14 protein-coding genes and 1 tRNA gene are annotated in these 23,288 nt (G+C 43.9%); 8 read left to right on the top strand and 7 right to left on the bottom strand.

All coding sequences use genetic code 11. The features are described from left to right. Positions 1-291: 291 nt before the first annotated feature. Together H524_RS0102640 and H524_RS16255 are read right to left on the bottom strand one after the other, a co-directional pair. Positions 292-618 carry an isoamylase early set domain-containing protein gene (locus H524_RS0102640; protein ID WP_027939112.1) on the bottom strand — a complete coding sequence of 109 codons (327 nt, stop codon included), beginning with the start codon at positions 616-618 and terminating at the stop codon, positions 292-294. Positions 619-1,829: 1,211 nt separating this feature from the next. Then, positions 1,830-2,774 (bottom strand): MutH/Sau3AI family endonuclease, encoded by a 945-nt coding sequence (locus H524_RS16255; RefSeq protein WP_052338863.1) that lies wholly within the window; start codon positions 2,772-2,774, stop codon positions 1,830-1,832. Positions 2,775-3,295: 521 nt separating this feature from the next. Between H524_RS16255 and H524_RS0102630 the strand changes: the two genes are divergently transcribed. The 7 genes from H524_RS0102630 (at position 3,296) to nagA (ending at position 13,377) form a co-directional block, all read left to right on the top strand. After that, a complete protein-coding gene (locus H524_RS0102630) occupies positions 3,296-3,841 on the top strand; it encodes an RNA pyrophosphohydrolase (RefSeq protein WP_027939111.1) in 546 nt (181 codons plus the stop codon). A gap of 315 nt (positions 3,842-4,156) precedes the next feature. Then, positions 4,157-6,460 (top strand): phosphoenolpyruvate--protein phosphotransferase, encoded by a 2,304-nt coding sequence (gene ptsP / locus H524_RS13860; RefSeq protein ID WP_044121323.1) that lies wholly within the window; start codon positions 4,157-4,159, stop codon positions 6,458-6,460. A gap of 395 nt (positions 6,461-6,855) precedes the next feature. Further along, the gene (gene thyA / locus H524_RS0102620; protein WP_027939110.1) at positions 6,856-7,650 is read left to right on the top strand and encodes a thymidylate synthase; all 795 of its coding nucleotides are present in this window, start codon (positions 6,856-6,858) and stop codon (positions 7,648-7,650) included. A gap of 331 nt (positions 7,651-7,981) precedes the next feature. Next, positions 7,982-9,871: a glutamine--fructose-6-phosphate transaminase (isomerizing) gene (glmS, locus tag H524_RS0102615; protein WP_027939109.1), complete on the top strand. Its 1,890-nt coding sequence runs from the start codon at positions 7,982-7,984 to the stop codon at positions 9,869-9,871. Positions 9,872-10,010: 139 nt separating this feature from the next. Next, positions 10,011-10,280, top strand: coding sequence for an FAD assembly factor SdhE (locus tag H524_RS0102610; RefSeq protein WP_044121322.1), 270 nt, complete (start codon positions 10,011-10,013; stop codon positions 10,278-10,280). A 185-nt stretch (positions 10,281-10,465) separates the two neighbouring features. Further along, positions 10,466-11,956: a DEAD/DEAH box helicase gene (locus tag H524_RS13855; protein WP_052338862.1), complete on the top strand. Its 1,491-nt coding sequence runs from the start codon at positions 10,466-10,468 to the stop codon at positions 11,954-11,956. A gap of 254 nt (positions 11,957-12,210) precedes the next feature. Continuing rightward, entirely contained in the window at positions 12,211-13,377 is a 1,167-nt protein-coding gene (nagA, locus tag H524_RS13850; protein WP_052338861.1) for an N-acetylglucosamine-6-phosphate deacetylase, read from the top strand. 319 nt (positions 13,378-13,696) lie between these two features. On the opposite strand, the gene H524_RS0102595 is transcribed toward nagA, so the two are convergent. The 3 genes from H524_RS0102595 to ptsP (H524_RS0102585) all read right to left on the bottom strand — a co-directional run bounded on the left by H524_RS0102595 (position 13,697) and on the right by ptsP (H524_RS0102585) (position 17,650). Then, positions 13,697-13,770, bottom strand: a tRNA-Gly gene (locus H524_RS0102595). Positions 13,771-13,951: 181 nt separating this feature from the next. Beyond that, positions 13,952-15,271 carry a four-carbon acid sugar kinase family protein gene (locus tag H524_RS0102590; protein WP_027939107.1) on the bottom strand — a complete coding sequence of 440 codons (1,320 nt, stop codon included), beginning with the start codon at positions 15,269-15,271 and terminating at the stop codon, positions 13,952-13,954. Between the two features lie 273 nt (positions 15,272-15,544). After that, entirely contained in the window at positions 15,545-17,650 is a 2,106-nt protein-coding gene (gene ptsP, locus H524_RS0102585) for a phosphoenolpyruvate--protein phosphotransferase (protein WP_084281617.1), read from the bottom strand. 537 nt (positions 17,651-18,187) lie between these two features. Between ptsP (H524_RS0102585) and gltX the strand changes: the two genes are divergently transcribed. Continuing rightward, complete coding sequence (gene gltX, locus H524_RS0102575) at positions 18,188-19,597, top strand: glutamate--tRNA ligase (RefSeq protein ID WP_027939106.1); 1,410 nt, start codon at positions 18,188-18,190, stop codon at positions 19,595-19,597. 151 nt (positions 19,598-19,748) lie between these two features. Here the strand turns inward: gltX and glgA are convergent, their stop codons facing one another. After that, positions 19,749-21,203 (bottom strand): glycogen synthase GlgA, encoded by a 1,455-nt coding sequence (gene glgA, locus H524_RS0102570; protein WP_027939105.1) that lies wholly within the window; start codon positions 21,201-21,203, stop codon positions 19,749-19,751. 491 nt (positions 21,204-21,694) lie between these two features. After that, positions 21,695-22,945 (bottom strand): glucose-1-phosphate adenylyltransferase, encoded by a 1,251-nt coding sequence (glgC, locus tag H524_RS0102560; RefSeq protein ID WP_027939103.1) that lies wholly within the window; start codon positions 22,943-22,945, stop codon positions 21,695-21,697. Positions 22,946-23,288: the final 343 nt, after the last annotated feature.

Below are 23,288 nucleotides of genomic sequence, written 5' to 3'. Positions count from 1 at the left end.
GCCGTTCACATACCCCTCTGTAAGGCTATATGCTGCTCGTTAAATAAAATTAAGGGATGTCGGTAAGAGACTGGACACTCCCGGACACTTCCTTAAAAAAGAAGAATGTAGGTCATGGAGTAATTAGGCACCTAAGAAAGGAGCTAAAAGGGAGGTTTGAGACGGGCTCTATAACAGATGCATGCTGCTATTGGGTAGAGGAATCAGATTATGTGCTTGGGATGGAAAATTAAAAAGGCCACATAGTTAAGGTGTAGCCTTTTAATTAAAATATTTTAGCTACAAGAGCGATTACTTTTGCTGAACGGTGAATACTGAGTTTTCAGTACCAAAGTCGTTGCGGCAGTAGGATTCTGCATCCCAGTCGTTGTCGAACTTAACTTCACCGTCGTTCATGATGTACTTAAAACGGTATTGATAGCTTGGCTGAATATCAGTAGGAACGGTGATTGAGCCTCTGAAGGTGCCGTTCTTCTGTGGCTTCATAGCAACTGGCTCCCAGCCATTGTGCTCGCAGATTAAGAAGATCTTGTCAGCGCCTGCAGCAGCTTCTTTCTTGATGTAGAAAGTAATGGTGATCTTCTTGCCGTCCTTGGTTGGGCTCTTGGCAATACTCATGCAAATATCCTCTATTACAGTTGTTGCATCGCAGTCGTTAGCAATCAGTGCACATCTCTTAGGTGCGTTAACTGATAGGGGCTGCATTAGCAATCTTGTGGTCATACTGTGGCAGCAAGTTAGTGAATTGTGCTGCCACTTAGCAGTGAAATCTTTTGTGCTTAGTTATCAAGTTGCAATCATTATGGTGCTACTCAAACGAGCGCCACTGTTATAGATAAAACGTGCTTGGCCAGATCTGATGGCAAAAAGTGCTTTGGCTGATCTGATTGCAACAATAAAAGTGATTGCAGATCTGTTGGCACCAATAAAAGTGCTTGGCAGATCTGATTACAACATTTGATAGCTAAGTTTTGATGTTGATGCTGTCTTAGACAAGCGAAGGTAAGCTTCTCTTAACTAAACGTCTTTGTTCACAAGTTAATCAGGTGTATCTGCTTTTGAGATCGCTCTTTACGCAGATGCTTTGACCTGTATAGGTAGGTGGTGATCCTACATAAAGCCTATGTCACGCCTTATCTTTTCCAATATGTTCATTAGCTTAGACAGTGCGTATTGAGGGTTGTATAAGGGGGGTCTCACCCCCGTGTGAACACCCTCTGAACACCCTATGCAAAAAGTACTTTGGTAAATTTTAAGTACGAACAAAGATTATGCATAAGGGCTATTATAGGTAACTTGCATGCATAGATCTATTGCTTAAATTTGCGGATTTGTTAATTTTGGGAGGGTGGTGCCACCCTCTAAGACACCCTCTTGCCACGTTGTATGCGGGTTAGATAACGATCGCGTAAATAAGTAGTTATATCTGTGAAATCTTAAAATTTTCTAAGATCTTGAGGACGTTGCACAATTAAGTGACAAAAATGGCGTGATCTTTTCCTAATTTAGTACCCTAGGCCTTGGGGTAGGCATAGGGTGGCATGAGGGTTAGATGAGGGTGTAAGTAAACGATACAGAGGGTGCTTTAACTTGAAAATGTGATATATATCAACTTTATAAGGGTAAGTAGGTAGGGTTCCTAGTCTTTACAAAGCGTGCTAACTGAGGGTTAAGCCTAGGGTTAAACGAGGGTGTCAGGTGCGTGGCTATAGCTAAACATATCTTAAGAGCAAGCTAGCTAAGCATATTGCAGTTGTAATACGGCAATACGTATTGATGAGGCGCTATAGCCGTTGATTAGTAAACTTCTGAAGTTGGACTCGCTCTTACTAGAGATCTTCGATCTCATGATTAGAGACTGTATCGATGGTCGAGGCTTGAGTATGCTTACTTGCTTGGCTATCTTGTAGTTCTAGAGGATCATCATCTGCGGCTAATGCTGCTTCAAGATCGCTAGGATCTATGCCAAATGCACTCTTGAGCTTGCCAAGTTGTGATAGAGCGAGATCATCAATCTTATTCATGGCCATAAAGTCTTGCATTAGCTTTTTAGTGAACCATGGTCTTAAGTAGTATGCACGAGGATAGGTAGTAGTAAAGTTGCCAGAAACATCGCGCACTTTGATGTATTCACTTGATGCAGCTGCTTTTGGTCGCATCTGAATGACATTGCCTGCGCTACCATCAATTTCACGTGCCGATGCATTCAAAATGAGCTCGTTAAACTCATTGTAATCTTGTTCAAAGAGCTTAAGCGTTTGATTATCAGGCTTGAAAAAGAAGTAGCCTAAGATGCGTCTTTCGGTGATCTTGGCTCCCTTTGGCGCTAAAAGGATCACAAAGAGCATATGGCGCAGTTTGTGGTAAAGGTGAGATTGCTCAAAAGGTATGAAGCGCTCAGGATTTAGATCTGCCATGCACAAGAACGTGCTTTGAGCAGGCATGAGATCAAAGCCTACTGGCAGTGTCTTAAGCTCGATACCAAGATTAGTAAAATCAGGCTCTGAGAGGGTGCCAGCATCAGCTCCTAAGAAGATCTCTGTAAGTTGACCTGCAAAGCCTTTTCCAGCACGGTTGTTATAAGGAGAATCTACGCCGGAGAGAAAGGCAAGCTCACTAAGGGAGCGGCCTGTGATGAGATCAAGGCGTTTAATGAGATCGGCGCGAGTTTTAGGTTGACTAAGTTTGAGTAAGCTATTGAGCTCTTTACGGTACTTAGGTGCACTTTTACTCTCGCACAAATGCTGTGGCTGTAAAATCGCTGCATTACTCATGATCTAGTCTTCCTCAATGTGAGCTCAACAGTCTAAACCAATTAAGAGAGTATGTCTTGCTTTTAGCATGACAGGTGCATGAGTATTATCCTGCTTCTTTGTATGATTATGTATTGACTATTGTGGTAAAGGCCTGTTGGTGTTGGAGCTAGGGATTATTGGGGTTTGAGGCAGTTTTTAGCTGAATTTGTGGCATTTTTGCGATTTTTGCATGTTTTTAGGTAAAAACTCAGAGCTTATGTAATGAGTAATGTTCGATTTTGCGATGCATACCATAAACATAGTTTACGCCTTATGGGATAATAATTGCTTGACAAAACAATGCAGGAGGCGGCTTTAAGACGTTTTTGTGCATCTTTGTCAAAGGTGTTTAACGCCTCATTTTTACGCTTGTAAGCGCTTTAAAATAGTTGAGTAACAGCTACTTAGGTGCATGAGATAGAACGCTTATCTTGTGCTCGAAAAGAGTGTTTGAGTGTTTATACGTAGAGTGCGGCGCTATTGTATGAGGCTTTTTTGCGATGATGGATCAAGACGGTTTCAGACCCAATGTGGGCATGGTGATCTTTAATCGCAAAGGTCAGGTGCTATGGGCACGGCGCATTCGGCAAAATTCCTATCAATTTCCTCAAGGAGGAGTGAGGGACAACGAAACCGAAGAAGAGGCAATGTATCGCGAGCTCTACGAGGAAGTAGGGCTAACTAAAAAAGATGTTTGGATTGTTCAAACTTCTAAAGATCATCATTGCTACCGTTTGCCTAAACGAATTTTAGATGCTCATAAAGACAATGAGTTTTTAGGCCAAAAACAGCGCTGGTTCTTATTGTCTTTAGAAGATGAATCAAAACTTAATGATGTAATCAACTTCACGAGCTCATCGCATCAAGAGTTTGATGGTTGGCGTTGGGTCAGTTATTGGTATCCAGTACGCAATGTAGTTACATTCAAACGCGATGTATACAGGGCCATTCTTACAGAGTTTGCCTCTGCAGCTTTAGGACTTGATTTACATCCTCATAAACATGGTGAAAGGCGTAGTCGATCCCACTCAAAGCGTCGTCGCTAAGCGCTTCTTGTTAGCGTGTGCGACTTAGTAGAGTAATTAAGCTGGTTTAATGACTCTTTAGTGGGTTTTGGCATGTGATTTTAGCTATCTGATCTAAGATTATCAGCACTTATTAAGTCACGGCACCTTTCATATTATAAGATTAACTAGTGAAACCACCTCTTTACTTAATTATCATGTCTAGAGTTTGGTTTGACACAGATAGAGACGTATGTAAACGTTTAGCTATCTGATGTTTAACTTGTTAATCAATGCGCGACAAACTCGCAATGCTGCTTGAGCAGCAGATAGATAAACATCGTGCGGAGTTACGGTATGGACGGAAGAATATTCTTACAAGCATTGCGTCAGATTACTGAGGCAGTAACGGGCGAGCTGGATATTAAAAAGGCAATGGATATCCTGGTACATAAGATTCGCCTGACTACTGAGACCGATTGCTGTTCGATTTATCTTCTCGATAGCTTCCGCAAACGCTATCGTCTGATGGCGACTGACGGTCTGTCACAGTCTGCTGTAGGTAAGGCTACCTTACATTTTGATGAAGGTTTAGTGGGCGTAGTTGGTACTACTGGCGAGGTGTTAAACCTAGCTAATGCTCCAAGCCATCCAAACTTTAAGTACCTGCCTGATGTTGGTGAAGACGAGTATCAGTCATTCTTAGGCGTGCCTATTCTCGATCAGGGTTCTACCATTGGTGTGCTCATTATTCAAAGTAAGAGCAGACAGCAATTTGGTGAGCAAGAGGAGTCTTTTTTAGTCACTCTTGCTGCGCAAATGGGCAGCATCATCTCTAGAAGCCGTGAAGAGCACTCTTTAGAAGATGACGAACTTAAGCGTATCAAGGGTATTAGCTCCACTGGCGAAATTGCCATTGCTAAAGCATTAGTGTGGCAGCCAGATACCTCCCTTGATGATGTAAAAATTCAAAAGACTGAGGATTCAACGCTACAAGTTGATCTGTTCACCCAAGTTCTTTTCCAAATGCAAATTGAGATGGATAAGGCCACTCTCAAGATGCAAGAGGGCGAAAAGAGCAATGCCGCATTTGGTTACATGGCCTCTTATGGCAAGCTCCTCGATGACTCTACTTTCTCTGATGAGGTAATTAGCTGCATTGAGCAAGGCCATTACTTAGCCACCTCAGCAGTTAAGTTTGTTATCGAGCGTCGTCTGAAGGATGCTTTAATCCAAGGTCAGGATGATAAAGTCATCGACATTAAAGACTTTGGTCAGGTATTAGTCTCACGTCTGGTGCACGCATGTAATCGTGAGTTCGACATTGACGAGCAAGTAGTGCTCGTTATGGAGAATATGCCTGCAGCCATGGTTGCTGACTTGCCAAAGGATAAGATCGTAGGTTTTGTAGCAACCTCACAAGTATCCTCAGCACACGCTTCTATCTTAGCCCGTGACTTTGGTATTCCTTCTGTCTTAGGCGTTAAGGTTAACATCAATGATCTTGATGGTCATACCGTGATCGTTGATGGTAGAAACTGTGAAGTGATTCTTGACCCACCTGAGTCAGTGATCGGTGAGTTCAAACAGCTCGTAAGTCAGAGCAAGGAGCAGCAGGATCTCTTCTCAAGAGAGGCAACCGAGCCTGCTAACACCTTAGATGGTCAGCACGTCACTGTAAGCTTAAATGCAGGCTTAAATCAGAATGGTTCTGAGGCACTGCAAGCTGGCGATAACATCGGTCTTTACCGTACTGAAATTGCCTTCATGATGTGTGACACTTTCCCTGGTGAGCAACAGCAATATGAGTGGTACTCACGTATTTTAGAGCAATCAGCTCCTAAGCCTGTATGTATGCGTACCTTAGATATTGGCTCAGACAAGGGTCTGCCATATTTGCAAAGCAAGGAGCCAAACCCAGCTTTAGGTTGGCGTGGTGTACGTGTCACTGTGGATATGCCAAATATTCTGCATACTCAGTTACGCGCTATGCTGCTTGCTCATCAGAAGTATGGCAACTTAGAGCTCATGATTCCTATGGTGTCATGCATGGAAGAAGTGCACTTTGTTAAGAGTGCCATTATTGAGGTTGCTAATGAGCTGCGACAGAAGACTGGCAAAGAGGTTACTCTGCCACCATTTGGCGTGATGATTGAAGTTCCATCCACTACTTACTTAATGGATGAGCTATCTCAAGAGGTAGACTTCTTCTCTATCGGCTCTAATGACTTAATTCAGTACTTATTGGCAGTAGATAGAGCTAATCCAAATGTGGCTCGTTTCTATGATTGTTTCCACCCTGCAGTGGTGCGTTGCTTAAAGGGTCTGGTCGATAAGGCTAAAGAGCACAATAAGCCAATTACCGTATGTGGTGAGTCTGCTGGTGATCCTCTGTCTGCTTTACTGCTCTTGTCACTTGGCTACACCTCACTGAGCATGAATAACTCATTTATTGCTCGTATTAAGTACATCATGCGTCGTGTATCCTGTGAGGATCTGCAAAAGCTAGCAGCCGAGGCTCTCAAGCTTACTGATGGTAAGTCTATCCGTGCGCTGTATGATGCCTATGCTGCAAATCAGGGCTTAGGTAAGATCATGTCATCTTACCAACAGGAAATTAAAGCCATTATTGAAAGCGGTGAGAAGACCGACAATCACTAGTATTGCTTGCTTTTCATACGGGGCTTTAAATTACCCATAATTTAAGGCTTTGAAATACCAATAATTTGTGGCTTTTAAACACCCATAATTAGGGCTATTAGGCAGCGATTATATGCTGCTAAAAGCCCACTTAGCCGCTAAGTTTTAGAGATCTTAGCGGCACTAACAGGCCGCTTTTGCGGCCTTAATTTTTTTCTATATGCTGCAGCTTATTAATGCCAGATCTTTGTGTCGTGGTTTAGCTTAACTACGATAATATTGCGCTGATTGTGCGATAGGATAATGTCTGTGTTAATATTCGGTGATTTTTGTTCTTGAGGCCGAGCTAAGCTCGATCTTAAGAAAGTTGCTGTTTTGCTAGTTAGGAGCCACACTTTGGGTGTGGATAATGTAATATGCAGGTCTATCTTGATTTAATGAAGAAGATCCTCGATGAGGGTGTAGATCGTTCTGATCGTACCGGAGTAGGTACTCGTTCAATTTTCGGTACACAGATGCGTTTTGATCTGTCTGAATCATTCCCACTTCTGACTACCAAAAAGGTTCACTTACGCTCCATCATTTATGAATTATTATGGTTCTTAAGTGGTGATACCAACATCAAGTTCTTAAAGGACAACAATGTCACCATTTGGGACGAGTGGGCTGATGAAAACGGCAATTTAGGTCCTGTATATGGTAAGCAGTGGCGTCGTTGGGAATGTGCTGATGGACGTATCATCGATCAGATCTCCAATGTAGTAGAGCAGATCAAGAACAATCCACAAAGCCGTCGTCTTATCGTCAATGCTTGGAACGTAGCTGACGTAGATAAGATGGCACTGCCTCCATGCCACTTACTGTTCCAGTTCTATGTGGCCAATGATCGTTTAAGCTGCATGCTCTATCAGCGCAGCTGTGACTTTTTCTTAGGTGTGCCTTTCAACATCGCCTCATACTCCTTACTGTGCATGATGATCGCTCAGCAATGTGGTCTCAAGCCTGGTGAGTTTGTGTGGACAGGTGGTGATACTCACCTGTACTCCAACCATTTTGAGCAGGCCAAAGAGCAGCTGTCACGTACTCCACGTGCTTTACCAAAAATGTTAATCAAGCGAAAGCCAGATAGTATTTTTGACTATAAGTTCGAGGATTTTGATCTAGTCGATTACGACCCATATCCAGTCATCAAGGCTCCTATTGCTGTTTAGTTGTTAACAGCTAGCGCCAAAATTAAACAATAATTAAAAGCTAAGGGCATTAAAGTGCTCTTAGCTTTTTCTTTATTCACCCCTGCCTAAACAAAATGGATTGTATAAAAGAAAAGAAGCTGCCTGATGGCGGTGCAAAGACACCGCTATAGCGTACGCATGTACGGGGCCATAGCGGGCGCTGGTGCAGTGCCATGGCGGGTGCACAATGCTTGCATGGTAGCATGGTAGGGCTGTTTATTGTCTTGGAACTCATTTAAGATTTTTTTGAGTGTGTATGTGTGTGGTTGTAAGGCTTTTTAAGCTTTACAGATATTACTAAGGATAATGTATGTGTGGAATTGTGGGCGCTGTTGCTTTGCGTCCTATTGCCGAAATCTTAATTTATGGGCTTAAGTCTTTAGAGTACAGAGGATATGACTCATCAGGCATCTGTATGTGTGATGATGATTGTATGGTGATTATTAAAAGCCCTGGTAAAGTTAGTGCTTTAGAGAATTTGGTCAAAGAGCAAAAGCAAAATGGCAAGATAGGTATTGCTCATACCCGCTGGGCTACTCATGGTCGTCCTAGCGTAGAGAATGCTCACCCTCATCAGGTGGGAGCTGTAACTTTAGTTCACAACGGTATTATTGAAAACTACCAAGAGCTAAAAGCGCAATTACTTAATAGTGGCTATAGCTTTAAGAGTTCTACTGATACTGAGGTATTAGCTGCTTTAATTGATAGTTGTTACCAAAAACAGGAAAAACACGGTGCTCAAGGAGAGCTTTCTTTAGAGCAATTAAACTATCAAGCTCTATCTTGTGCCTTATCCTTGGTTAAAGGCTCTTATGCTATAGCAGTAATTTTTGATAATGACCATGACCATATTTATATTGCTAAAGAAGGTTCACCTTTAGTGTTGGGTCTGGGCATTGGTGAAAACTTTGTTGCCTCTGATGTTTTAGCTCTCACTAGTGTTACCTCTCGCTTTATTTACTTACAAGATGGCGATAGAGGCATTGTAGGACGTAATGATTATCAGCTTTTTGATAGCCATGATAAGGCGGTGACCCGTGAGGTTAATAGCCTAGAACATAGTAGTGAGTTGTTAGGTAAAGGCCCTTATAAGCACTACATGCAAAAGGAAATATTTGAGCAAACCGATGCCTTAGTTAATACTATGATGGGTAGGCTTAAGGATAGTGATATTGATGAAGATAGCTTTATTGCTAACCACGATAAGGTTAAGTGCTCTTTTACCGAGCTATTAAAGGACATTGATCATTTAGAGATTGTTGCCTGCGGCACTTCTTATCACGCCGCCTTAGTAGGTAAGTATTTAATAGAGCAATATGCTGAAATTAGCGTTAATGTTTCTATAGCATCTGAGTATCGCTACAAAAAGACCATTGTGCCTAGCAACAGTCTCTTTGTGACCATTTCACAATCTGGTGAAACTGCTGATACTTTAGCTGCTTTAAAGCTTGCTAAAACACAAAACTATCTTGCTTCATTATGTATTTGTAACGTAGCTAATAGCTCTTTAGTAAGAGAGAGTGACTATAGTTTATTAACTCGTGCAGGCACTGAAATTGGCGTGGCTTCTACTAAAGCTTTTACTACCCAATTGCTATGCTTTAATTTACTTACTATTGCTTTAGGTAGGGCTCATAATCATATTGATAAAGAACAAGCTCAAAGCTTAATTGCAGATCTTAAGAGTATTCCTAATCTAATTAGTGAAGTCTTAAAGCTTGATAAGGTTATTGAGACCTTAGCTCAAGATTTTGTCTCTTTAGATCATAGTTTATTTTTAGGCAGAGGCATGATGTATCCTATTGCTCTAGAGGGTGCACTCAAGCTTAAAGAAATTAGCTATATCCATGCTGAGGGTTATGCCTCAGGTGAGTTAAAACATGGCCCAATAGCGCTAATTGATAGTCATATGCCTGTAATTGTCGTAGCTCCTGACAATAAGCTGTTGCCTAAGCTGATTTCCAATATCCAAGAGGTTAGCGCAAGAGGCGGCAAACTTTATATCTTTACTGATACTACAGTAAAATTAGAAGTTGATGATAAACATCTTAAGGTCTTTACTTTGCCTCATTCTCCTGATTTTATCAGTGCCTTAGTCTTTACTATTCCACTACAACTGTTGGCTTATCATGTGGCCTTAATCAAAGGTAGTGACGTTGACCAGCCTCGCAATTTGGCTAAATCTGTCACTGTTGAGTAGGTAGGGTGGGTCCTAATTTTTTTAGGATAAAAATAGACTTTTGGTATACCATAATAAGATATTTGGTTGAAAATAGGAGGCAGTAGAGCATCCTTATTAATTATTGCTGAAAAAGGCTTGGGAAAAGGATTTTTATATTATGAGCGAAATTAACTGGGGCAAGATTAAGTGGCAGTCTCGTCGTGGTATGCGTGAGCTTGATCTGATGCTATTGCCTTTTGTTGATATTGATCTGCCTAAGATGGATGCAAGCGTAGTAGATGACTATTTAGATCTACTCGATGCCAGCGATCTTGAGTTATTCCGCTGGTTCCATCGCATCAATGAAGCCGACACCGAACGTCGTCGCAAGATGGTGGACATTATTATTGAGTGTCACGCAGGCCGTGCTGGCCGTGAGGGTGTTTAACACATAGAACCTTGGTCTAAAGATGGTGGATATGCGCTTATTTATGCTTAAATCAGCCATCTTTAAAGTTATGGTTTTATGATTTGCTCTAAATCCCTTGTTTTGATACATACCTTGTCTAAGCTTTAGGTATGTATCACGATCAATATGCAATTGCGTGCCTATTTAAGTAAATGGAAATGCTGATGTTTGAAGAGTTTACCCTTCCTGGTTTTGTGCTCGAAGCGATTGATAAGATGGGCTGGGAACAGCCTACGCATGTACAAAGTCTCGTCATTCCGAAGGCTTTGGAAGGTGTCGACATTTTAGGAGGTGCACCAACAGGTACCGGTAAGAGTGCTGCATTCTTACTGCCTGTGATTGCGCGTCTTGCTCAGCGTCCTCGTAAAGGTGTGCAATGTATTATTCTTGAGCCGACTCGTGAGCTTGCTATGCAGGTAGCTCAAGTAGCTAAAGAACTCTTAGCCTTCCAAGATGAGGCCATTGAGTCAGGCGAGGGAGAGATCACTCAAGAGATCAGCGTAGGTACCATTATTGGCGGTGAAGATCGTGCAGCTCAGCGAGTCTCGATGCCGACCATCGTGTGTGCCACCCCTGGTCGTCTGCAAGAGTTCTTACGCAAAGACTGGTTTGACAGTGACGATGTCGAGTTATTGGTCATCGATGAGGCTGATCGTATGCTCGACATGGGCTTTAGAGATGACATTGCTGCAATTACCCGTTGTCTAGAGCGTCGTTTCCAAACCATGCTCTTCTCAGCCACATTAGAGGGCTTTGGCGTAAGAGACTTTGCTCGCAATGTGCTCAATAATCCATCTGAGATCGTCGTAGGTGGTGGTGAGGAATTTACTGAGAAGCTCCCAGAGCTCTTGCAGTCACGTGCTTACTATGCAGCTAATGACTCTCAAAAGGTTAAGATCCTCTTGCACTTATTAAGTACGATCAAGGGTAAATCTATTATCTTTGTGCGTACGAAAGACACGCTCAGCCGCTTATCTTCCTTACTTTCACGTCAAGGCATGAGCTTTGCAAGTCTTAAAGGTGAGAGCTCACAAAATGAGAGAAAAGCTGCATTGCGTCGTTTCAGTGACGGTGAAGTAGATTTACTCCTTGCCACTGACGTTGCATCACGCGGTCTTGATCTTGATGACGTAGCTTATGTGTACAACTTTGATCTGCCATCAAAAGGCGAGATCTATGTACACCGTGCAGGCCGAACAGCTCGAGCCGGCGCTAAGGGTACTGTAATTAGCTTAGTACAGGCTGATGAGTTTGCTACCTTAGAGCGTATCGAGCGTTATACCGACCGAAGCATTGAGCGTAGAGCGATTAAAGGACTCTGTGCTTCATTTGAAGAGGTTGGTGCAACTCATCAGAGTGAGAAAAAGCGCGGTCGTGCTTCTCCTAATGGCGGTTTTGATAAAAAGACCAAAGAAGAGAAGAAGCCTCATAAGAAGATTCGTCATCGCGATAAGAAGAATAAAGGCAAGCCGGATTTTGCCGCTAAGCGCGCAAAGAAAGCTGATCGCCTTGCAGCTAAAGCCGCCGTTGCTGATGGGGCAGATAGTGCACCTCAAGCAAAGAGCAATGCATCAGTTAACAATACCGGTGCAAAGGCCGAACCTAAAGATAAGTTAAAGAAGCTTGCTAATAGCGCGGCTTCTAAAAAACAATAAGCTGGTTAGGTTCACATTTTTCTAACAAGGATCGTTTAGATAAGTATCCTTGTGACGTACGATATTGAGGGGTAGCTTTAAGGCTACTTGATATTGAAAGCCTAAAAGAGTTTGAATGTTAAACATATGGCACTCTCTTTTAAGCTTAGGTAGTCGCAATACCTCCATCGGGCTCTTAACGTACTGGCTATGCTAAAACTAAGTCGTAGCATCAGCCATAGAAGTTACTTAATGAATTAGTCGGAAGTAAAACCATGGGTGCAACCATTTTACGCAACGCAAGATTACACCTTACTAAGGGTGTTCTTGAAGGCGCTGACTCTTTAGCGGTACAAAACCACCGCATCATTCCGCTCGATCCAGTTTTATTAGAGGATGGCACCTCTGAGGAAATCGATCTTAACGGAATGCACGTTGCCCCAGGCTTTATTGACCTGCTCGTTAACGGCTGCGCTGGTGTAACCTTCAGCTCTGACCTCTCTTTAGACGGTTTAGAGCGTATGCGTCGTTGGCTCACTTTACACGGTACCTTAACCTTTGTTCCAACACTGGTTTCAGGTCCACGTGAGAACATGACCCGTGCACTGGCTGTTACCCGTAAGTTCATGGATAAGCACCCAGGTGTATGCCCAGGTCTGCACCTTGAAGGTCCTTTCATTAACCCAGAGCGTAAGGGCTTCCACGGTAATGGTTATATCCGTGGTATCTCTAACTCTGACCTTGCTTATCTGCGCGATAACATCGATAACATCGCCTATATGACCATTGCTCCTGAAGTGGTGCGTGGTAAGTTCCTTATGGAGCTCATGGGCATGGGTATGAAGTTATCCTTAGGCCACACTAACGCTTCATTCAACGATACTGTGGATGCATTTAAGATGGGTGTTACTAACATTACCCACTTATTCAATGCTATGCGTCCATTAAACGGTCGTGAGCCAGGCATCATCGGTGCTGTATTAAATGCTCAGACTGTAACCACCGGTGTTATTGCTGACGGTCGTCACGTGCACCCTGCTATCGTTCGTATCATTCATCAGCTGCTTAAAGATCGTATGTACATCGTATCTGACTCTCAGGCTGTAGCTGGCTCACCTGAGGTTCTCAACAGCTTTACTGTTGCTGGTACTGAAGTATTCAACGATGCTAAGCGTGGTCTTATCGACGCTAAGGGCTCTTTAGTAGGCACTAACATCTGTATGATGGACGGTGTTAAGTTCTTAGTTAAGACCTGTGGTATTCCTCTTGACGATGCTCTGATGGCCGCATCCACAATTCCTGCTCGTGTGCTTGGTTTAGACTACGAGTCTGGTTGGATTGACCATGGCTATCGTGCTGACCTTATCGTCTTCAACGATGACTTCAAGATCCGTTACGTAATTCAAAACGGCTTCTTAAAGACCACAGCCGAACTCATCTAATTAAAAGCCTACAAGGCGATGCTTATGCCTAAGCATACAGGCATTAGCTAAAGTAAAAAAAGCTGCATACCTTACTGTGAGGTTGCGGCTTTTTTTGTCTTTGCGCACAACAAATTAGCATCAGTTTTGGTCTTTGCACACAACAAATTAGCATCAGTTTTGGTCTTTGCACACAACAAATTAGCATCAGCTTTTGTCTTTGCGCACGACAAATTAGCATTAGCAAGGCTTGGTTGTTTTTATTGCTTGGGAAAGGTGTGCCTTAGATAAAGCAGCAAAGAGCGGGATGAAGAGATGATGATGACAAGCATCTAAAGGATGGAGCGACTTACGGGAATCGAACCCGCGCTTGAAGCTTGGGAAGCTACAGTTCTACCATTAAACTAAAGTCGCGTGAGTGTCATTCTATACTAAAGGCCCTAAAAAGCAAGCTGCAACAAGCTTGGTGCACACTTAATAAGCCGGGCAATACCGCCATTTAGCAACTACGGCTTTACAAGGCGAAGCTGCCACCTGTAAACAGGTGGCAAGATTATATTGGCATTGAGGGCTTGTGTCCGTGGTGGCGATCGGGTTATAGAACCATCTTACGGCGTAGGTACTGAATGGACTCAATGAGGGTGTTAGGGTCGGTTGCAGAGCTTGCTGAGGCAACATAGTGCAGACCCTCATATGGGCCGCCTAAGAGATGACCATAAGAGGTTAGAGGTAATACCTGACCTTGAATATTAAAGCCGAGGGATTTGAGCTCACGGCAAATCGCTACTGTGTATTCAGCGCCAGTAGAGTAAATGCCTCTAAACTCAGGGCAGCGCTCAATTACCTGATGGGTAATTTGTGCATAGGCTGTAGCTATGATGTCCATAGCCTCAATTGCAGAACGATTGCTTTGCTCGATCATATTGTTAAATTCCATGATGGTTTGAGCATTAGCACCAAGGTGGTCTGAGACAGCAAAGACGGTAGTAAACTCGCCAGCGCGGGCGATGACGTTGTTGACGACACGCTCAATTTCTACAGCACGGGTCTGATCATCTACAATAAGATCGATATTCTTAACAGGGACAAAGAGGGTCTTTTCCTCTAAACGCAGCATTTCAACTTGAGCTGCGATAAGAGGGTTAGAACCACCTACTAGACCAAAGATCTTGTCTGAGGAGATGCGCTGATTGTTTTGCATGCGCATGACCTTGCGAGCCATGGTAGCAGTGAATGGACCTGGATCTACAGCTAAGAACTTAATGCCAGACATGAGCACAGCATCGGCAATAGTATTGATGTCCTGCTGTGAAGTACAGTCAAAGACAAGGGCTCTAGTGCCGCTTGAGGCTAAGGCTTTGATCTTATTAGCTAGATAGTCTGGGCCATGGAGCAGGTCTTTTAAGTAGATAGGGTCAGATTTATAGCGGAATTTCTCTGTAAAGAGATCGGCTACACGACTGCCTTCGGTGGCGTGTAAATCCTCAAGACCGGCTAGTGATTTCTCCATTGGCTTGCCATCAACTAAGATATAGCCGCCAACGTTGGAGCGCTTTAGCTCTGGGAAGCCTGGAACCACGATAGCCACGCGATCGTTATCGCCTAAGGCATCTAACAGAGCCTGGGTCTCGGCACAGGTATTGCCACGCATAGCAGGGTCAATACGCTTAGCATAGAGCTTAATGTCTGGAGACTTTAAGAGCTTGCCGGCATAAAACACCATCTGATAGCTTTGAATAGGCATCAGATTTCGGCTATTAGTTGAATAGACTAAGCATTCATAATCTTTTGTTAAAGGGTCTTTCAAGCCTCGTGAGCTTGCTAGAGAACATACGGTGGAGCGGTTCTTTTGCAGCATGGCTGCAACTGCTGAAGCTCCAGTAATCTCATCTGCAATTACGACACATTGAGCCATAGAAAAAAATAATCCTCTTTGAGGGCGCTCCTAGGTAGCTCTATTCATGTTGGCTAGACAAGGTTGTTACTTGACAGCCTGTAAAAACATTTTGCTGTTCATTGCTCCTAAAAATTTTGGAGCGTACATACCAACACAATCAACAATTATCAGCCTTTTTCTTTTAAGTCCAGATTATTGGGGCTTAAGCTTACTAGTGTATTTGCTAGTTATTAAGTGATGTTCTTAGTATGTGATGTTTAGTTTGCTACCTTGTGTAGGAGTGTGCCGCTATTAACCTAAAGTTGAAATACGTGCACGAATGTTTAACACCGATGATGGGACAACGGATATTTCGTCTACACCCATACGGATAAGTTCGTGAGTAAATCCCTCATCTGCAGCTAGCTCACCACAGACACCCACCCAAATGCCTTTCTTGTGGGCATTGTTCACTGTCATTTCAATAAGACGGATAACAGCACGGTGGTAAGGGTTTAAAAAGCGGCCGACCTCTGCATTTTGGCGATCTACTGCCAGAGTGAACTGCGTGAGATCGTTAGTTCCGATACTGAAGAAATCGACATGATCTGCAAGCATGTCTGAGATTAAGGCTGAAGCCGGTGTCTCAATCATGATGCCAATCTCTACGTCATCTGAGTACTTAATACCCTCTGCATCAAGCTGCTTTTTGACCTCATTACAGATCCTGATGCAATCTTTAACCTCCTCAACAGAGGTAATCATCGGGAACATAATGGAGAGGTTACCAAAGGCTGAGGCACGGTAAAGCGCACGCAGCTGAGTGATAAAGACCTCAGGACGGGTGAGGCAAATACGGATTGCTCTCATACCCATGGCAGGGTTTTCTTCGTGCTTAAGCATGAAGTACTCAGCGGTTTTATCAGCACCGATATCAAGGGTACGGATAATCACCTTCTTGCCATTCAAAGCAAGGAGAGCTTCTTTGTAGATATTAAATTGAGTCTCTTCATCTGGGTAATCTTGTGATTGTAAGTAGATATACTCAGAGCGAAGTAGACCAATACCCTCAGCATCAGAGGTTTTGACCAAATCAAGATCAGCAATGGTACCGATGTTGGTAAATAAATTGATCTTGCGGCCAGAGAGCGTCTTCGTCTCTTTACCTCTAAATTGCTCTAAGCGGGCTCTTAGAGCATCCTCAGTACGTTTGCGCTCGGCATAAATGGAGAGTGTCTTCTCATCAGGATCTAAGATGACACGACCAGTGGCTCCATCGACAATCGCTATCTTGCCCTCAAGATCGCTGTTTAAATCGTTACCAATATTGATAACTGCAGGCAAACCTAAGGTGCGGGCGAAGATAACAGTATGAGAGCGAGCAGAGCCTGCCGAAGTAATGATGCCACGTACTAAGTTTTGATCGAGCTGTACGGTTTCAGATGGGGCTAGATCATCTGTGGCCAGAATGATTGGCTCATCAGAGTTAACGAATTGATGCGGGGCATTAAAGCCGGAGCTTTGGTTCAAGATATCGCTAAGACGTCTTGAAACATCCATCACGTCAGCGGCACGACCTTGCATATAGTCGTTATCTTCCATCTGACGGAACATGTCTGCAAAACGGCTACCAGTGATTTCTACAGCGTACTCAGCATTGACCTTTTCGTCACGAATGGTGCTTTCAATGGCATCAACGTATTCAGGGTCATCAAGCATCATCTGGTGAATTTGGAACACGACTGCGTTCTGATCACCAAGCTTTTCTACTGTGGTCTCGTACAAGGTGCCAAGCTGGGCAATGGCCTCAGCACGTGCAGTTTCAAAGCGTGCAACTTCTGCATCCACATCCTCAATGGATCTACGTGTAGCAAGTTGTGCATCGCGTTGGAGAAAAGAGATTCTTCCAACGGCTATGCCTCTACTTGCTGGAATACCATTAAGGATTTGAAATGCATCGCATGCAGAGACATCAGGCTCTGGCAGAGGGCTTTGATACTTAGAGTAGCCACCATAGCTAAGTCCAACGGTAGCAGTATCGCTTAAATGGTTGTCATCACTATCTAATGATCCATTAGCACTGCCGTTGATATAGGCACTCTCATTGAGGCTGCCGCTATCAGATACACCATCAGCTCCTGCTGCATGAGCTTGCGCTGCAGCAGCATCGGCGCTGCCTGCAGTAGCTGCAGCATCAGCGCTGCCTGCAGCAGTATCTGCAATGACTACAGCAGCTGCAGCATCAGTGCTGCCTGCAGTAGCAGTAGCTTCAGAAGAGGCGGATGCATCAGCACCTGATGCAGTCGCTGCAGCTTTGCTAGCAGTATCTGCATTGGCAAATGATTGGTCATGTGATGAGGCAGCACTCGTGGTGACGCTAGTGCCATCAAGAGTGTGCTTATCAGCATTCTCACCCATAGTTACTCCCTTAACTGACGATGAGTCGGGAGTAGGTGATGTTAAATTAGGGTATTGGTTTTGATCGCTCAATTTGACTAGTCCACAAACCGTTAACACCTCAATATTAACTTATGTACTAAGGCTTTGCTTATCTGCGTATCAAATTAAGTGTTGCTTTATCCTCATTGCTTGTAAAAAAGCAGCTTTTGAAAGCTTATATATGGTGTACAAAGTCATTGTAGGAACGCTTTTGACTGTTAATTGCTCTTAAGTTAGTTTGTTCTTATTTGTGGCTAAAGAAAAAACATTGTTTGTCTGCAATTTAGTATGCCTAAGCAAGTGCCATTTTGCTTTTATTGCTAACTTACCAAGAGCTTAAGTATGAGATCTAAGATATTTAGGCACAATTACAGCGCCGTTTAGGGCGTGAGGTGCTAAAATAGGCGCAATTTCTCACAACGGCGCGTTACCTCCAGGGCTGCCTGATCTGGTAACACGGTTTTATACGGGTGCGGGCACTTCCTACTCCGCACTCTCGGCCTTAAGGACTTTACAATGGAACTAGTCAAGACTCGTTTTGCTCCGTCACCTACTGGTTACTTACACGTAGGCGGTGCCAGAACTGCTTTATTCTCATGGCTGTATGCCAAACACTGCAATGGTGAGTTCGTTCTGCGTATTGAAGATACCGACCGTGAACGTTCTACTCAGCCAGCTATTGATGCCATTTTAGAGTCCATGGAATGGCTCAACTTAGGTTGGGATGAGGGCCCTTATTACCAGACCAAGCGTTTTGACCGCTACAAGGAAGTTATCGATCAGCTTTTAGCTGAGGGTAAGGCTTATAAGTGCTACTGCTCTAAAGAGCGCTTAGAAGAGATCCGTGCTCAGCAGATGAAGGACGGTGTTAAGCCACGTTACGACGGTCACTGCCGTGAAGATCACTCCGAGCACTCACCTGATGAGCCATACGTAGTACGTTTCCGTAACCCAGACACTGGCATCGTAGCTTTCGATGACATGGTTAAGGGTCGCATTGAGTTCAAGAACGAAGAGTTAGATGACTTCATCATTCAGCGTTCTGACGGCACCCCAACTTACAACTTCTGCGTAGTAGTTGACGACTTTGACATGGGTATTACCCACGTTATCCGTGGTGATGACCACGTTAACAACACCCCACGTCAGATCAACTTATACCGTGCTATGGGCGCAAAGGAGCCAGTCTTTGGTCACTTAGCTATGATCTTAGGTGATGACGGCGCTAAGCTCTCTAAGCGTCATGGTGCTGTTAGCGTTATGCAGTACCGTGAGGATGGTTACCTGCCAGAGGCCTTATTAAACTACCTCGTACGTTTAGGTTGGTCTCATGGTGATCAGGAAATCTTCACCATTGACGAGATGATTAAGCTCTTTACTCCAGAGCAGATCAACAAGTCAGCCTCATCATTCAATACCAAGAAGCTCAACTGGCTTAACGCTCACTACATGAAGACCCAGCCACGTGCTGAGGTAGCCTCAGAGCTCAAGTGGCACTTAAACCGTCTTGGTATCGATACTGATAAGGTTCAAGGTCCTGATTTAGAGTTAGTAGTTAAGAACTACTGCGAGCGTACTCAGACTCTCAAGGAGATGGCAGAGAAGGCTCGTTGCTACTTTGAAGACATCACTGAGTATGATGCAGCAGGTGTTAAGAAGTGGATCAAGGAAGGCTCTGTTGAGATCTTAAAGGACAGCTTAGAGGCTTTAAAGGCATTAGACAGCTGGGAGCCAGAGGCTATTGATAAGGCTTTAGAGGCTATTGCTCAAAAGCATGAGGTAGGCATGGGTAAGGTAGGTCAGCCACTGCGTCTTGCTATGACTGGCACCCCAACTTCTCCAGGTATCGGTGACACCATGGAGTTAGTTGGTCGCGAGCGTACCTTCAAGCGTATTGAAGATGCTATCGCCGCTTTTTCTAAGTAATTAGATTCCATCTTTCACTAAGATAGGCGCATGTACCTGTAGGAGGTATGCGCTTATCTTTAGTGCTTATCTTGGTAAGAGCCAAGAGACAAAAAAGGCAGCCATTTGGCTGCCTTTTTTGTCGCTACCTAGGTAGCAGTTACATATAGTGTTACCACCACTTTGGCTTAGTAAGAGCTTCCTCGTAGAGTTTTTCGTACTTAGCGCAGGACTCTTCCCAACTAAAGTGAACGCTCATAGCATTCTTACGCAGACGCTCCATCTCCACAGGATCCTCAAGGTAGAGAATTAAAGAGCGACGTAAGGTGCTTAGTAACTCCTCAGGATTTGGATCCCAGAAGATAAAGCCATTACCGTTAACTTGGTCGGTATCGTAGTTAGTAACGGTATCACGCAGACCGCCTACACCACGCACAATTGGGATGGTACCGTAGGCAAGAGAGTACATCTGATTGAGACCGCAAGGCTCAAAGATTGATGGCATTAAGAAGAAGTCAGCTGCAGCTTCAATCTTATGAGCTAAGGCATTGTCATAAACCGAGCGGAAAATCATCTTGTCTGGATGACGATCGGCAATCTCTTGAATTTGACGAGCTAAGTTTGGATCACCAGTGCCCTCGATAACGATTTGTACACGGTGACGTAAGAACTGCTCAAGAATAGGGATTAAGATGCCCACACCTTTTTGGTCAGTAAGACGTGCCACCATACCGTACATAGGGTCATCACCCATTGGCAGACCCAGCTCTTTTTGTAGCAGGTACTTGCCTAAAATCTTCTCTTCGAGGGTGTTGATGTCGTACTGAATCTTTAAGTGCTTATCGGTAGCAGGATCCCAGTCGCTATAGTCACAGCCGTTAATAATACCTACTAAATCAGCGCTACGGCTTTGGAAGTTAACTGTCATACCGTGACCGCCTAAGTAGGTGGTAAGTTCGGTAGCGTAGCCTGGGGATACGGTAGTGATCTTGTCAGCGTAGAACACGCCGCACTTTAAGAAGTTAATGTAAGTGCCCTGAGAGATCATGTCGTTGTAGACCTGACAAATCTCAGGAATCATATAAATCTGACCGCGATCAAAGACGCCTTGGAATGCACCATTGTGCACGGTAATTACTGAGCGGGTCTTATCAAAGAACTTATTGTCATCGTACTTGATGCGCAGGATCATTGGAGCTAAGGCAGCATGCCAGTCGTTAGCATGTACGATGTCAGGGCGGAACTGAAGTTTCTCGGCTGCATCAAAAGAGGCTGCAGATAAGAAGGCGTAACGTTCGCCATTATCCCAGTAAGCCTGGTTGTTATCACCGTAAATGGAGGTACGGTTGTAGTAACGTGGGCAATCGATAAGCCAAACTTCAACGTCATTAGCAATGTGAGTTGAGCGAATGGTGTAATCGATTTGACGATCGGTTCCAGGATTTAAAGATGAAGAACCGATGACAGGGAAGTTTTCAACGCCTTTGATGAGACTGTAGCAAGGCATTACTACTCGAACCTGATGTCCGTTGCTTTTCAGTTGTGCCGGCAAAGCCTTCGCCACATCAGCAAGACCACCAGTCTTGATAATGTCAGCAACCTCTGAAGAAATAAATAGGATATTCAAAACGCACCTTCCTAAACGTCGCAATCAGGAGGAATAGACAGTTACTTGTCTCAAGGACAGATCCTTAAGAGATTGGTCACTCTTAAGAGCAAACTTCGCAACTGACTGAGTAAATGCACCTTGTGTGGTGCTTGTGTGTACCAACACCAAGCTAGCGTAAGTTAAAGCTGCATACCATAGCTTTAAAAACCTAACGCTCTTACTAGTGTCAAAAGTGTACATCTAGTCTAGCTATTGTATGAAATTTCTAGCCTAGATGTGCAGTCAAATACTCAAACTTGCAACAAGTATCTAGCAATCAGCATCTTAAAGCCTCTATCAAGATGACTTTGAGATGGTCTGTAAAATGATTAATAGCTAATTATCATGGCTTGTTAAAGCCCCAAAACTCTAATCATTGGGGCTTTTGAAAGCCAATAGTCTTTACTTAACAGGCACTATGGCCTAGCACTTTAATTGACCATGTTTAGCCAAGCTTAAGGTTGCTAAGCCTACTCGTCAAAGCCAAGGCGCATGCCCTTAGGAATGACGATAATACCATTTGGTGACATTTGTGGACCGTTCTTGTCATCAGGAGTGACAATCTTCATATCAGCTTCTTTGTCATAGCCTAGAGTAAAACCTGGAGCTAAGACTACATCACGGTCAATGATGGCACGACGAATCTTGCAGTTAGCGCCAATCTTAACATCACCAATGAGAACGGTTTCTTCAACCTGAGCACCATCTTCAGCAGTACATCTAAAGCCCATTACTGACTTACGAATGCGTGCGCCATCGATGTTACAGCCAGCACTGATCATAGACTGAGATACCTCAGATTGATTGTTAGCTGTATCAGAGAAGTGAGCTGGTGGAAGAGGTGGGTAGAAAGTGTGCAGAGCCCACTTTAAGTTCATTAAGGAGAATGGGGCCTTATCTTGGAGTAGATCCATATGGGCATCCCAATAGGCATCTATACTTCCTACATCTCGCCAGTACACTTCATTAGGCTCGCCATCGATAACATTGTTCGACAGGTCATAGACGAAAACATTGCCACGTGGGAAGAGCTTAGGAATGATGTCCTTACCAAAGTCGTGGGAGGACTCTTTATCCTCTGCATCTACACGCAGCTCATGGCCTAACACTTCGGTCTTGAAGATGTAGTTACCCATGGAGACTAAAGAGTAGCCTGGATCACCAGGGATCTCTTTTGGCACGGCTGGCTTTTCTTCAAAGCCAATCATGCGACCAGATTGGTCTACCTCAATCACACCGAAGTTGCCGGCGCAATCTTTAGATGGCAGACGAATAGCAGCTACAGTTAAGTCAGCTTTATGAGAAGTGTGATACTGCAGCATCTGGCGAATATCCATCTTATAGATATGGTCAGAGCCGAAAACGCACACATCGGATGGGTACAGATCTTCAATGAAGGTTAAGTTCTGATAGATAGCATCTGCTGTGCCCTGATACCACTCCTTGCCAGTACGCATCTGTGCAGGGATTGGATCAATAAAGCAGCCTGGAATACCTGAAACTGTCCAGCCATTCTTCAAGTGCATGTACAAAGATTGGGACTTGTACTGAGTGATTACAAACAGACGCAGAATGCCTGAGTTAACGAAGTTGTTAAGCACAAAGTCGATCAGTCGATAAGAACCACCAAAAGGCACAGACGGCTTGGAGCGCGATTTGGTGAGTGGCATTAAGCGTGTGCCCTCGCCACCAGCGAGGATCATTGCCATTACTCCTGACATATAAATTCCCCTTATCTAAGCTACAAAGTTTAGAACAATAGCCGTATGGATGCTGGTAGAAGCATATGAACAAGACATAGCTGTGGTGCTATATGCCAAAGATCATGCGCTACTGCTAAAAAAACAACGGCCCTATCACCAACACACAACGCCGCTTCTGTACATATCTTTGATGCTACCATCTTAAATTTGAGCTGCAACAAGACGTAGTGATGTTCATGCAAGATGTTGCTATAAGCCTAGCTTATACCTGAGTTTTTCAAAACTTTTTAGCAAAAGCAGTGTTTAACCGCATGCTTTTGCTTTTTTTTACTCAAAATATGCTAGAATAATATAAGTACAT

This window comes from Anaerobiospirillum succiniciproducens DSM 6400, from assembly GCF_000482845.1.
Taxonomy (GTDB): Bacteria; Pseudomonadota; Gammaproteobacteria; order Enterobacterales; family Succinivibrionaceae; genus Anaerobiospirillum; species Anaerobiospirillum succiniciproducens.
The sequence above is the reverse complement of the archived record's forward strand: the minus strand, read 5'-3'. Positions and strand labels throughout refer to the sequence as shown.

Coding starts and splice junctions, on each gene's coding strand:
- H524_RS0102640 (WP_027939112.1), bottom strand. CDS start 618: ATGAGTATTGCCAAGAGCCCAACCAAGGACGGCAAGAAGATCACCATT.
- H524_RS16255 (WP_052338863.1), bottom strand. CDS start 2,774: ATGAGTAATGCAGCGATTTTACAGCCACAGCATTTGTGCGAGAGTAAA.
- H524_RS0102630 (WP_027939111.1), top strand. CDS start 3,296: ATGATGGATCAAGACGGTTTCAGACCCAATGTGGGCATGGTGATCTTT.
- ptsP (WP_044121323.1), top strand. CDS start 4,157: ATGGACGGAAGAATATTCTTACAAGCATTGCGTCAGATTACTGAGGCA.
- thyA (WP_027939110.1), top strand. CDS start 6,856: ATGCAGGTCTATCTTGATTTAATGAAGAAGATCCTCGATGAGGGTGTA.
- glmS (WP_027939109.1), top strand. CDS start 7,982: ATGTGTGGAATTGTGGGCGCTGTTGCTTTGCGTCCTATTGCCGAAATC.
- H524_RS0102610 (WP_044121322.1), top strand. CDS start 10,011: ATGAGCGAAATTAACTGGGGCAAGATTAAGTGGCAGTCTCGTCGTGGT.
- H524_RS13855 (WP_052338862.1), top strand. CDS start 10,466: ATGTTTGAAGAGTTTACCCTTCCTGGTTTTGTGCTCGAAGCGATTGAT.
- nagA (WP_052338861.1), top strand. CDS start 12,211: ATGGGTGCAACCATTTTACGCAACGCAAGATTACACCTTACTAAGGGT.
- H524_RS0102590 (WP_027939107.1), bottom strand. CDS start 15,271: ATGGCTCAATGTGTCGTAATTGCAGATGAGATTACTGGAGCTTCAGCA.
- ptsP (WP_084281617.1), bottom strand. CDS start 17,650: ATGGGTGAGAATGCTGATAAGCACACTCTTGATGGCACTAGCGTCACC.
- gltX (WP_027939106.1), top strand. CDS start 18,188: ATGGAACTAGTCAAGACTCGTTTTGCTCCGTCACCTACTGGTTACTTA.
- glgC (WP_027939103.1), bottom strand. CDS start 22,945: ATGTCAGGAGTAATGGCAATGATCCTCGCTGGTGGCGAGGGCACACGC.